This window comes from Pseudoalteromonas sp. BZB3 (assembly GCF_040104455.1).
Lineage (GTDB): Bacteria > Pseudomonadota > Gammaproteobacteria > Enterobacterales > Alteromonadaceae > Pseudoalteromonas.
Map to the genome: position 1 here is coordinate 210,433 of NZ_JBECOS010000011.1, position 12,741 is coordinate 223,173.

The following is a 12,741-nucleotide window of genomic DNA, read 5'->3' on the forward strand; positions in this document are numbered from 1 at the left end:
AATATAAACTAACCAAAGTATACGCGCGTTAATTGTTCAAACTGTTTTGACCCGCTGAAATTTTGCTGAATAGTATGAAATGCATTTTGAGTGATTTTTTTCTTCATATCTTTGTCTGAATTAGACCAACTAACAAGGGTATCGCTTAATTCATCTATACAATTGCTAGTGCATATAAACCCATTGGTATTGTGAGAAATGACTTTGGCTACAGCACCGACATCGAAACTAATCACACATTTAGATCTAGCCATCGCTTCTAATAGTACCATAGGTAAACCTTCTGCTCGGGAGCTGATAACAAGTACATCGATTTTCTCCCAAAAATCAGAGCTAGCTTGGTGGCCATGAAATTGAATATTGGCGGGCTTAGATGATTGTAAATCAGGTGCCATAGGGCCATCACCAAACACATTAAAACTTATGCATGGGTTTTTATCTAGTCTTCGAGCAAGCTCCACAAAATTGTCAGGACCTTTTTCGTGAGAAAGCCTGCCAACAAAACCGACTCTTAATTTGTCACTATCTTCGGACGACATTGAGATTGTTATATCAACAAAATTGTCTAGCACTTCAGCATTGTGCACTTGTGACAATAACCTATCAGACACAACAAAGTTTTTAGACAAGAAACTGGTGAGTTTATCTATACAATTATAAAAATAGACTAAGCCAGTACCTGCTTCACCTGCATGGTATGTTGAGATGCAACGAGCATTTAACAACTTGCAGGTTAAACGCCCGATAATACCGGCTTTATAACCGTGGGTATGAAGATTGACAGGTGCTTCTTGTTTTTTTAAAAGTTTATATAATGAGGCAACTTTACCGTCTAGAAATGTATAATCGCACCGGGCATCATCTAGATTGCGATAGAGTTGTATATTGCCATGGTCTTGATAAAACAAGACTTCAACAACAAGGTTGTGGTTTTTTAACAGCCTTACTAATTGCACTATATGTGTTTCAATACCTCCATAAAGGCTTGAATCTAAGAAAAGAATGGTCTTTACTGATTTCATAGTCACCTCACTTGGAGCGTATATATGTTTAACCCAATTACCATACAACAATTAAAAGATGATGTAGGTGTAGACGTTTTAGCTCAGTTGATGCAAGTTTTCCTTACAGAAAGTACGAAATTGGTTGAGCAACTTACTGCAAATTCAATCCAACAAAACGAAATTGAGCGACTTGCACATAGTTTAAAAAGCTGTGCTCGCTCTTATGGCGCAGACCAATTAGCGGACATTGCTGCTGATATAGAGGCGGCAGCAAAAAGCAGTCCAGAATTTGCAAATATAGAGTCTAAAATTTCACTACTCGGTGAAGTTCATAAAAAAACTCTAACATCGTTACCTAAACTGAATTAACTAAACACACTTTGCTTCGCAATGACTAATGTATTAGAGAGGGCAACTTCTCTTTTTTAGGATGCGCAATCATGCTCTCGATCACAAACTTAAGTTGCTGTTTATTATGAGTACTTATTGATTTTTTATTTAAGTTATTAAAATCAACTCTGGTGTCCATCGCGCCGAGAGCATCGACACTTAAGCATAAATCAAAAAACTTATAACCAATTAAGTCAGCGAGCCAAGCGGCATGTTCGCACGGGGAAATACTCGACATTACACTGTTTTCTTTACAAACATTTTCGATAAAAACACGGCATGCAGAGGTGTTCAACAATGCGTTTTTAATATCATTGACCAGCAAAGGGGGGGTAACACTTGTTAAGGCACTGCCTGGACCAATTAAAATCATGTCAGCATTGTAGATATCACGGACAGCTTCGGGGACTGCAGAAATAGTTTTATCACTTAGGTAAAGTGCTTGAGGCAAATCACTTAATGCATCAACTTCACATTCACCTTCGATAACAGTGCCATTTCTTGCGGTTGCGATTAAATCGACTGGAGATTCGCTCATTGGATAAATATCATGGTCTACGTTTAATAATCTTGCGTATTCTTGTATTGCTTTGTTCGGGCTTTGAGTAAGTTCACACAAGGCACTTAGTATTAAATTACCAACGCTATGTCCCTTAACATCATGTTCGAAGCCAAAACGATGTTGTGATAGCACAGACATGAGGTGGTTCTTATTGGCAAGAGAGTCAATGCAACGCCTTATGTCGCCTAGCGCAACCAGTCTTTTATCAGCTCTTAGCCGTCCAGTACTGCCACCATTATCAGTGGTCGCAATAATTGCACTTAAATGATGATTCCCAGAATTCAATGCTTCTAACACGGTTGATAAACCATGACCACCACCAATACATACGATTCTCATAACTGCCTCCTTCTAACACCAGTTATACCAATCAATAACTAGGCCAACATAATTGTGTGAATCAGGTTAAACTATAGTTGAATTTCTGTAACTTTCGCATTTTGCATTGCAAATAAGTTATTAATTATGAAGATTACTAGTTTAGTGCTAGAAACCATTGAAGTATGAGAGATTAAAAAAGCTGAGTTATTGTGGTAATTAGTCTAAATTAGAAGTATCAAGTAAAAGTATCAAGGAAAATACATGGAGAGAGTCTTATCGTCAAAAGCGCTTGAGTTCATTGATAGTATAAATAACTCAAAAAATCATAGTGAAGCTCTCTTACGTCTTAAAATTGGAATGAGCGATTATCTTAATGTCTATCACATTTCAGCTTTTATAAATGAGGCTCAAGGGTTCTATGAGTTAGCATCGACTAGTGAATTAAGAGTTGTTGATTTCAATGATCTTGATGAATTATGGCATGACTTACAAAGTCAGTCTTTAATTGATAAAAAGGTTGATGCTCTTCCTGTTTCACTTTCGAATGTCACTTTCTCAAAACCAAATCAACAAGATTTAAAAGCATTTCTTGTTTACACAAAAGTAAATGACGCAAATGGCTTTATTATTTGTTATTACAAAAATGGGGCTTTATTGACACCGAAAGAAATGACGCTTATCCATTCACTTTTACCTATATTTCGTCATACATTTTTAAAATTGGATTACATAGAGCACACAACACGATTACTCAACGAAAAAACTGCTGCATTAACAGTGAGTCAGGCACGATTCCAAGCATTTGCAGAGCTCGCGTCTGATTGGTTTTGGGAAACTGATAACCAACTTAGGTACGAATATATATCAAGTGCTGAAGATGAGTTTCAAGCTCATACATATCAACACTTTATAGGAAAAACCCCCATTGAAATTCGCTCATACGATGAACAACAACAGCAAAAAAAATGGGGTATGTTTCTTAATTTCATCAATAATCACCAAGAAATACACAATTTTGAATATGAAGCAAAAGCGCCTGAAGGCAAAACTTTTTGGATAAGTATTAGTGGTAAAGCACAATTTGATAAAGAAGGTAAGTATCTTGGCTATATGGGCATAGGTAGAGACATCAGTTATGCCAAACAGCGTGAAATTGATTTACAAAAAGAAAAAGAGCGGGCAGAAAAAGCCAATGCCGCAAAATCAGATTTTTTGGCTGTTATGTCTCATGAGATTAGGACACCTATGAATGCTATTTTAGGCATGCTTGAGCTTCTTGAAGATACAAACCCGAGTTCAAAACAACATGAGTTAATTGATTACATGCGCAGTAGTACACGGTTATTGCAAGGGGTGATCTCAGACACGTTAGATTTTGCCAAAATAGAATCAGACACCCTAAAACTCGAGCTAACAGACACTAATCTTATAAATTTAACCAAGAATCTGGTTAAGCAATTTGAAACTCAGGCTATCAAACATGGTATAGAGTTTGAGTGCACAATCGATCAGAGTGTACCAGAGCGAATAAATTGCGATGGTGTGAGGTTATCGCAAATTCTCCTTAATCTACTGAGCAATGCATTTAAGTTTACTCATGAAGGCAGTGTAAAACTCTATCTTAACAAAAGTGACAATCAAATAATCTTCCGAGTTATTGATACAGGTATAGGAATAAGCGAAGAAGATATCTCAAAACTGTTCGAACCTTTTACGCAATTTCACTCTAGACAAAAAGGCCGGCAGCAGGGCGTTGGACTGGGTTTAAGTATAACACGCAGATTATTGAACCTAATGGGAGGAAGTATAACTTGTTATTCAACGGTAGGAGAAGGTACAGAGTTTATTATCAGAGTGCCATACACTTCAATTGAATTAGTCGATGATAAAAATGAATCTGATGAGTACCCAACCATACATAAAATGTCACTAAAAGTGCTCGTCGCGGAAGATAATATTGCAAACCAGTTTGTGATCAAAGCGATTCTCGAAAAGAGAGATTATCAAGTCACCATAGTCAACGATGGACAAGAAGCCCTAAGTTTACTTACAAATAATAAATTTGATTTAGTCTTGATGGATATGATGATGCCAGTGATGGATGGTGTTACAGCTGCAAAGGCAATCAGGCAAGAGTTGTATTTAAATGAAATTCCTATTATTGCCTTGACCGCCAATGCTGGATTACAAGATAAAGAAAAATGTTTAGAAGCGGGTATGAACGATGTTCTGACAAAACCTCTAGATAGTAAATTACTTGACGATAAAATTAAGCAGTTTTTATTTTAAGAATGAGAAATTAAATGTTTGTTACTTGGGTCTTATAGAAAAAAGCAGAGAGAACTTATATGCAATTTAAAGATCCTAATTATGTAAAAATCATCAAGTCAAAGCTCGTGTCAATTGACTTTATATCACCCTTACTGTTTAGGCTGATCCTTGCACCTACAATGATTATTGCGGGCTTCAATAAATTAAACCTGGGTAATACAGATTTATCTTTGTTTTCTCGATTGCTTGCTGATGAAAATGTGGTGTCTTGGTTTGGTAATACCGAGTGGGGCTTAGGATTACCTTTTCCAGATCTACTTGCTTTTTTGGCTGGTTGGACCGAGTTTTTAGGTGGCTGGCTATTATTACTTGGTTTGCTCACGCGTTTAGTCTCAATCCCATTGATCTTCACGATGCTAGTTGCCATAACCAGTGTTCATTGGGATAACGGTTGGTTTGCAATTGCCCCAAGTTCTGTTGACTCTAGCCCAGCAACAGTATTAAGTTGGTTCAACATTGAATCTGCACAGCAAAGTCTAGAAAACTCAAATGAAGTATCGCAAAGGCTCTCTAAAATAAATGAAATAATTGAGACTCATGGTTTTCCTGGTTACCTGCTCGAAAAAGGCTCTGTTGCGATATTGAATAACGGTATTGAATTCGCAGCCATATATTTAGCTATGTTATTAAGCCTGTTATTCACAGGTGCAGGCCGGTTTGTCAGTTTAGATTATTGGATATTTAAACGATTTAATTAATCTGGGGATGCGAATACGTCTGATTTCTTGTTATTCTAGTAGTATGTTTACTAAAGAGAATTATAATGGATGCATTAGAGCTTCTTACAACAAGGCAATCAGACAGTAATTTGTCTTTTCCTGGACCAAACTTAGAGCAACTTGAAATAATAAAAAAAGCCGCTTTAAAAGTGCCAGACCATGGTGGTTTAGCGCCATGGAAATTTATTGTAGTCGAAGAAGATGGTCGCGATAAATTGGGTGAAATTTATTATCAAGCTGCTGTTGCAGAACAACAAGACGAAAGAACAATAAGTAGGGCGAAAGAACTGCCGCAAAGAGCACCGATGCTTATCATTGCTGTTAGCCCTTACATGGAGCATCCTAAAGTGCCAAGAATAGAGCAAATTGAATGCACTGCTTGTAGTGTGTTTGCAATGCAACAAGCCGCTTTTGCACAAGGTCTTTCAGGCGTTTGGAGAACCGGTTATTTTGCCCAAAGTGAAAAGGTAAAAGAGTTACTAGGACTCGATAGCAAAGATGAAATAGTGGGGTATTTATATTTGGGTACACCTACTGTGATGTGTACTAAACCAGTGCGTCATCAACCAGAAAATTTTTTCTCAAGCTTATAGAAGTTCATTTATTTGAAGCTAATTTTTTTGTTTAAATATGTGAGGGTATTACACCCTCACATATTTAAAACACCTTCCAAAACATAAAAAGAGCTGAAATACCAACTAAAAACACAAAGCCTAAACCAGTCAATATCTTTATGAGCTTTGATTCTGACTGAAATACTTCACCCTTTACCAATTGATAATTTAACCATGCAAAAAAAGGTGTCGTTAAAAAAGACAGAGTCATCCCAAGCATCAGCATATCTTTGATATTCGCTTTGAAAAATAAAATAACAATTAAACCCAAAACAGCTTGAGCAATCAAAATCATCCACATTAGGTTCTTAGGTGACTTGACAACTAAGGTGGATGATTCGTTTAGAGTTCTACTATATCCATCTAAAACAGTTATGGTGGTACCAAACATACATAAGAATGCCACTGTTGCAATTAACCAACGAGACCATTCACCAATCGTGAACGCATACATATCAATGAGTTGTTTAGAAAAAGCAACGCCAGCTAGTTCAATCGGTTTATCCTGACCATATTGAAGCAGCACTCCAAGAGAGAAAAACAGTAAGGCAAGTAGCAAAGTAAGCCCATAACCTAATTTGAAATCAAAAAGTGTTTGTTTGAAATCTATGTGTTTGTGTCGGTTTTTCGCTTTTATCCAAAGAGAATTTATAGCAGAAATTTCAATTGGTGCAGGCATCCAACCCATTAGTGCCACCATAAAACCAAGCATTGCCATTGAAAAAGGAGAAATCTGCGTAGCAGGTTCAGGATGTACTTGGCCATTTGATAGAGCAACAATGAAGGCGACAAATGTTGATAAGGTCAGAAACCCCATAATGACTTTACTTGCTTTATCAAGTGCCTTGTAGTGCCCAAGTAGTAAAATCAATAAGCACGAAAATAAAATACCTATGGATAAAATTGTCAAACTGACTTGGAGAGGCATAACGTATTGCAAAAGAAGTGCTGTAAGCAATAAAACCCCGGCAGTGTTAACGACCGCCGAGATGACATTTAACAAAGTGAACAAGTAAAATAATGTTGTGTTATGTTCTTTATAGCCTTCAACTAAACTTTTATTAGTCTTGGCCGTATATACAACAGCAAACTTGAAAAATGGATATTTCAATAAATTCACTATGATAATAAACGCGAAAAGCTGCCAGCCAAATAATGCGCCTGCTTGGGTTGAAGCAACTAAGTGTGAACCACCAACGGCAGCCGTTGCCATTAAAATGCCAGGGCCAAAATTCTGGATTGTGTTTTTTAAATCAGATTTCATTTTTATTCTTATTTTTTGATAGCCTGTATGGCATAAATTTGCGGGATCAACTTCCCTTTATGGTTTTTGATAAACCCTTTTCCATCGATATGCTGCAAATTTTGCTCACAATCATAAGGGGAGTAAGGTGATTCAATATATTGCTTGATTTCAAGTCCAGCGTTAATCAGAGCTTGGATCACATCACTAACAGAGTGTGACCAAGTTACAATGGTAGATTCTTTACCATCGCAATTCTCAGTATAAGTACCTTCTTTTTCAACATCAGCAGACGATTTTTCAAAATAATCATAGCCTGCAAGCAGGTCATTCAATGGGTGAAACTCAACCAATACAAATTTACCACCAGTTTTTAATGCATTTGAAATGGTCTTTGCCCATTGACTCAAGTCAGGTAACCAACACAAGACGCCGTAAGATGTATAAACTACGTCAAATTGCTTGTCGTTTTTTTCGCCAAATTGAACTATGTCATCACAAATAAAGTTGGCATCGAGGCAAAGCTCAGAGGAAAGCCGCTTTGCAGCATCAATTGCTTTAGTTGATAAATCAACACCGGTTGTTTTTGCTCCAAGTCGAGTAAGTGAAAGCGTGTCTTGGCCAAAGTGACATTGTAAGTGAAGTAAATCCAGAGATTCGACTGAACCAAGTAAATCTTTCTCAAGCGGGTTCAGGCTACATTTACCATCAATAAAAGATTGCACATCATAGAATGAAGACTCCAGATGAATATCCGTTCTTTTATCCCATGTTGCTTTGTTGATATTTAAATAGTCCATATCAGATACTTAACTTTTTTGTTTTTAATATTCTAACACCACTACTTTATAAGGTTACAAGTTAAAAATAGGTTGATTTTTTAACCATTCATTAGAATAATAAAAAAGCTTGATAATCAGTTATCAAACTAACCCACCAAATAAATCAATAATTTATTTCATTCTATACTTAGTACAAATGTACAGATCAGATTTTTGCTACTTTTATTTATAGCTATGTAATGCTGCATAGCAGTACTGAGTTCAGTTGCCAAAACTGGTGTATTTACAAGGAACCCTAATGGCAAACTTATTAATTAGAAAAAAACGACTGACTAAGTCGCTATTATTTTTATCATTAATGTTTATCTCAAACGCTCATGCTCAAGTGGTACGATATAGCGAAGTAGTAGAAAAAGAAGAGCAAGAGCAGATCCGAGTAGTCGGAACGCTAAAAGCCTACCAAACAGCTAATATTGCCATCAGTGAATCAGGTCTGGTGTCACAAGTGTTGGTCAATGACGGTGATTACGTTAAAAAAGGTGATCAGCTTCTAAAAATTGATGATAGACGCCTTAAAGCGCAAGTTGACCAATTACGTGCAGAGCATGCTGCAGCAAAACAAAACTTAAAAGCTGCTGAAGCCGAATTTGAACGAGCACAAAGTGACTATCAAGCATATTTAACTTCACAAAAAAATAATGCGGTGTCTAAACAGCAGCTTGAAAGAAGCCGTGCAGAAGCTACTTCTGCTAAAGCGAATATGTTCGCAGCGAAACAGAACGTGGATGCAGTGATGGCAAGTCTCTCACTTGCCGAAGTAAAGCTTTCTGATACGCAGTTAGTTGCACCATTTAGTGGGCAAGTCGTAGAACGTCACGCTGAACTAGGGCAATGGTTATCTGCTGGCGATACTGCTTTTAAAGTCACTTCTTTCGATAAACTAGAGGCATGGCTTGATATACCTGAACGACTTTCTCACATTAAATATAGTGAGGAGTTATCAATTCCATTGCAAAGTGCCAGTGCGTTAGCGACATCTCATAAAGTGAAAGTAATTAATCAAATTGACCCTAGAGCGCGTACCTTCAAAGTCATTGCTGAAATTAGCCATCCTGGATTTATGCCTGGTATGTCAGTCAGCGCTTGGCTTGCTACAAACGCAAAATCATCAACATTAATGGTGCCGAAAGATGCCTTGATCCAACGTGGTGGTAGTTATTTTGTTTATAAGGTGAATACCGTCGGAGACAAACAGTCTGCGCAATCCGTACCTGTAAAAGTAAATTTTCATAGATCTGGTTGGGTTGCTATTGATAGTGTCGTCTTAGCCAATGGCGATAAAGTGGTGACTGAAGGGAATGAGCGGCTAATGCCTGGCCCTGTTGTGGCTGTACCAGATACGCAAATCAGTTCACAGTCTGTTTCAGAGAATGTGAACTAAAAGGGATATTTATGAATGTAGTTAAAGCTGCGGTTAAACAACCAATATCAGTGGTTGTTGCCGTTATTCTGTCAGTGCTTGCAGGCATATTGGCATTCACAAAAGTCCCTGTGCAAATGACCCCAACTGTCGACTCGGTTGTCGTCAGTGTGCGTACATTTTGGGAAAACGCCAGTCCGGAAGAAATTGAATCTGATGTTGTTATTGAACAAGAGAAAGTGCTCTCTGATGTCACGGGTTTAGTTTCGTTAACCAGTATTAGTCAAAACTCAGCGGCTCAACTTAGATTAGAATTTGAAACTGGCACTGACATTAATAAAGCGCAGGCTGAAGTGGTACAAAAACTCAATGAGGTACCTGCTTACCCGATGGGTGTCTCTCAACCAACTGTTGAAGGTGTCGATCCCATGTCAGTCGATTACATCGCATGGGTAGGCTTGGCCGCAACAGATCCTAACTTTGATAATACGACTTTGTATGACTTTATGGAAAGGCGATTAAGGCCACGTCTTGAGAACATCAAAGGTATATCAAAAGTCGGCATGATGGGCGCGCGCGAACAAGAACTTCAAATTAGAGTAGACCCTGTAAAATTGGCAAACTTTGGTGTGACTTATAGTCAGCTTGTTGATGCGATACAGCTTAGCAACTCAAGCTATTCAGGAGGCAGACTTCCTGATGGTAAAAATGATATTCGTGTCAAAGCCCATGGTCGTTTCAGTGATGTGTCAGAAGTTAAAAATATCGTATTGCGCAGAGATAACAATGGCCCTGTGTATATCAGTGATGTGGCTGAGGTAGTCATTGATTATAAAGACATGACTGATTGGGTGAGAGCCCGTGGCGTAAAAATGCCATTTTTTAATTTTCAGTTAAATCGCGGTGCTAACTTACTGGAAGCCATGAACGCCTTAAAAGCAGAAATGGCCGAACTTAATAAACCGGGGGGGATGCTTGAGCAACATGCTAGAAAACTTGGCATTAACGGTACATTTGAACTGGTTCTAACTTGGGATTCATCAACCTACGTAGAAAATGCCATCGAGCTTGTACAAAGCAATATTGTCGTTGGAGGCATGTTAGCGGTATTCACTTTATTGTTATTTTTACGCTCACTCAGAACCATAGGTGTAATCGCCATTGCGATTCCTATTTCTGTTATTGCATCTGTTGTGGTTTTAGTTGCACTTGGCCGATCTATAAATATTGTCTCTTTGGCTGGCATGGCTTTCGCGGTAGGCATGGTGGTTGATAACGCCATCGTTGTTATAGAAAACATATTCAGACATCTAGAAATGGGTAAAAGGCCACTCAAGGCCAGTGTTGATGGTACCCAGGAAGTAGCAGGGGCGGTATTCGCCTCAACAATGACAACGCTCGTTGTGTTTATTCCTATCTTAACTATCAGTGACAGTGCAGGTCAGTTATTCAGAGATATTTCTCTTGCTATTATGGCTGCGGTTTTTATCAGTTTCATTGTTTCAATCTTAGTTATTCCTGTCGCAGGAAGCTATTTTTTGAGAATGCGCACTGAGTCTAAACAAGTAGAAATCAACTTTAAATGGTTTAAAGCGGTTGAGACAAAAGCGTCAAAGCTCCCTGAAACAATTGGGGCAATATTTACTTTTCTGACAGAAACAACAAAACGTAAGTTAATTGTAATTTCAAGCTTTGCCTTTATTACTCTTGCTGGTATCGCAATTTTAATTCCGCCATTAGATTACTTGCCTAAAGGTAACCGTAACTTTGCATTTGGCTTTATGGTGCCACCACCGGGCTACAACTTAGATCAAATATCAGAAATTGGCGATCGGATTGAGCAAAAGCTACGCCCTGCTTGGGAGCTAACAGAAGATAAATATCAAGCTGAGCAATATTTTAGACAAGGTGAACGTGCAACCGAAGCTGATAGGCCGAGTATTCAATTAATGGATGGATCTATGATAGATGCGCCAAAAGTTGATCATTACTTCTTAGTTGCAATGGGTGGGCAAGTATTGCATGGCCTTATTCCACAAGACCCTATTAAAACTGTAGATTCAGTTGATTTCCTTAATCAAACTTTAATGGGAGTAAACGCACCTGATGTTATCGGCTTTGCTTTTCAGTTTCCTCTGTTCAGCACTGGTGGCACAACGGGTTCAGCCATCCAGATTGATTTGGTAGGAGATGACTTAGAGCAAATAACACAAAGCGCAACTGCGTTGCTATTTAAATTGATTGGTACTTATGGTCCTTATGCAACCATTCCTGAGCCTGCTAATTTTATTCTACCGACGCCTGAATTAAGTATTAAGCCATTAGATGAGCGTTTAGCTGAACTTAATATGACCCGAAGAGAGCTGGGTTTAGCAGTGCAAACAAATGGTGATGGTGTGATACTAATGAACAGTTTTGCCATAGGTGGAGAGCTAAAAGATCTCAAAGTGGTAACGCAAGCTCAACAATCGGATTATCCAATTGAATCTTTAATGCAATTACCTATTGCCACACCTGGTTCCGCTGTAATTGATCTTCAGTCTATTGCACTTGTAGAACGAACTCAGACAGCAGAACAAATAAAACACGTTGCTAGACAAAGGGCGATTACTTTGCAATTTACACCACCAGCAGGTATGCCACTTGAACAAGCTATTAACTCGGTTAACGCTATGGTAAGTGAATTAAAAAGCCAAGGTGCGATGTCTCAGTATGTCGATGTAAATATGGCGGGTAGTGCAGGTAAATTAGCAGATCTAAAAAATGCACTGTTAGGTGATGGCAGTTTATTTGGTACGTTAAGTTCGAGCATGTTTTTAGCTATGTTCGTGGTTTATTTGGTGATGGTCATCTTGTTTCAAAACTGGAAGTATCCACTGGTTATTTTGGTTACGGTACCGCTGGCAACATTAGGTGGATTTATGGGCTTGAGTGCTGTGCATTGGGCCAGCGTATTTGACCGATATACACCAATACAAAACCTTGATGTACTTACATTACTTGGCTTTGTGATTTTGGCAGGTGTGGTGGTAAACAATGCGATTCTAATTGTGCATCAAGCATTGAATAACCAAAAAGAGCGCGGAATGAACGGGCAGCTTGCTATCCGATCTTCAGTTGAAAGCCGAGTCAGGCCAATTATGATGTCAACGCTTACCTCTGTCGGTGGTATGTTACCACTGGTATTAATGCCAGGGGCAGGGAGTGAATTATATCGTGGGCTTGGTGCGGTTGTTGTGGGTGGACTTGTTGTTTCTACGATTTTTACACTAATCCTTGTTCCTGTTTTGTTGAGCTTTTTAATGAAAGATGAAGTGAAGCATACAGAAAACAATTTAGCTTAATTATTAAGGCT

10 protein-coding genes are annotated in these 12,741 nt (G+C 38.3%); 6 read left to right on the forward strand and 4 right to left on the reverse strand.

Features of this window, described 5'->3' with window-relative positions; genetic code table 11:
- Window positions 1–8: 8 nt before the first annotated feature.
- The gene (locus tag ABMY35_RS13250) at window positions 9–1,022 is read right to left on the reverse strand and encodes a glycosyltransferase family 4 protein (RefSeq protein ID WP_349286617.1); all 1,014 of its coding nucleotides are present in this window, start codon (window positions 1,020–1,022) and stop codon (window positions 9–11) included.
- Between the two features lie 24 nt (window positions 1,023–1,046).
- Here ABMY35_RS13250 and ABMY35_RS13255 point away from each other — a divergent pair, with 24 nt between their 5' ends.
- On the forward strand, window positions 1,047–1,373 hold the full coding sequence (locus tag ABMY35_RS13255) for an Hpt domain-containing protein (protein WP_349286618.1): 327 nt from the start codon (window positions 1,047–1,049) through the stop codon (window positions 1,371–1,373).
- Between the two features lie 25 nt (window positions 1,374–1,398).
- Here ABMY35_RS13255 and yvcK read toward each other — a convergent pair whose 3' ends face one another.
- Entirely contained in the window at window positions 1,399–2,295 is an 897-nt protein-coding gene (yvcK, locus tag ABMY35_RS13260) for a uridine diphosphate-N-acetylglucosamine-binding protein YvcK (RefSeq protein ID WP_349286619.1), read from the reverse strand.
- 243 nt (window positions 2,296–2,538) lie between these two features.
- On the opposite strand from yvcK, the gene ABMY35_RS13265 reads away from it, so the two are divergent.
- From ABMY35_RS13265 to ABMY35_RS13275, 3 genes are all read left to right on the forward strand, one after another.
- Window positions 2,539–4,566, forward strand: coding sequence for an ATP-binding protein (locus tag ABMY35_RS13265; RefSeq protein WP_349286620.1), 2,028 nt, complete (start codon window positions 2,539–2,541; stop codon window positions 4,564–4,566).
- 59 nt (window positions 4,567–4,625) lie between these two features.
- Window positions 4,626–5,306 (forward strand): DoxX family protein, encoded by a 681-nt coding sequence (locus tag ABMY35_RS13270; RefSeq protein ID WP_349286621.1) that lies wholly within the window; start codon window positions 4,626–4,628, stop codon window positions 5,304–5,306.
- Window positions 5,307–5,371: 65 nt separating this feature from the next.
- Window positions 5,372–5,920 carry an NAD(P)H nitroreductase gene (locus ABMY35_RS13275; RefSeq protein WP_349286622.1) on the forward strand — a complete coding sequence of 183 codons (549 nt, stop codon included), beginning with the start codon at window positions 5,372–5,374 and terminating at the stop codon, window positions 5,918–5,920.
- A gap of 64 nt (window positions 5,921–5,984) precedes the next feature.
- Here ABMY35_RS13275 and ABMY35_RS13280 read toward each other — a convergent pair whose 3' ends face one another.
- Entirely contained in the window at window positions 5,985–7,205 is a 1,221-nt protein-coding gene (locus ABMY35_RS13280) for a divalent metal cation transporter (protein WP_349286623.1), read from the reverse strand.
- An 8-nt stretch (window positions 7,206–7,213) separates the two neighbouring features.
- Window positions 7,214–7,984: a class I SAM-dependent methyltransferase gene (locus ABMY35_RS13285; protein WP_349286624.1), complete on the reverse strand. Its 771-nt coding sequence runs from the start codon at window positions 7,982–7,984 to the stop codon at window positions 7,214–7,216.
- A 280-nt stretch (window positions 7,985–8,264) separates the two neighbouring features.
- On the opposite strand from ABMY35_RS13285, the gene ABMY35_RS13290 reads away from it, so the two are divergent.
- Window positions 8,265–9,407 (forward strand): efflux RND transporter periplasmic adaptor subunit, encoded by a 1,143-nt coding sequence (locus ABMY35_RS13290; protein ID WP_349286625.1) that lies wholly within the window; start codon window positions 8,265–8,267, stop codon window positions 9,405–9,407.
- An 11-nt stretch (window positions 9,408–9,418) separates the two neighbouring features.
- Window positions 9,419–12,730 carry an efflux RND transporter permease subunit gene (locus ABMY35_RS13295; RefSeq protein WP_349286626.1) on the forward strand — a complete coding sequence of 1,104 codons (3,312 nt, stop codon included), beginning with the start codon at window positions 9,419–9,421 and terminating at the stop codon, window positions 12,728–12,730.
- The last annotated feature ends 11 nt before the right edge of the window (window positions 12,731–12,741 follow it).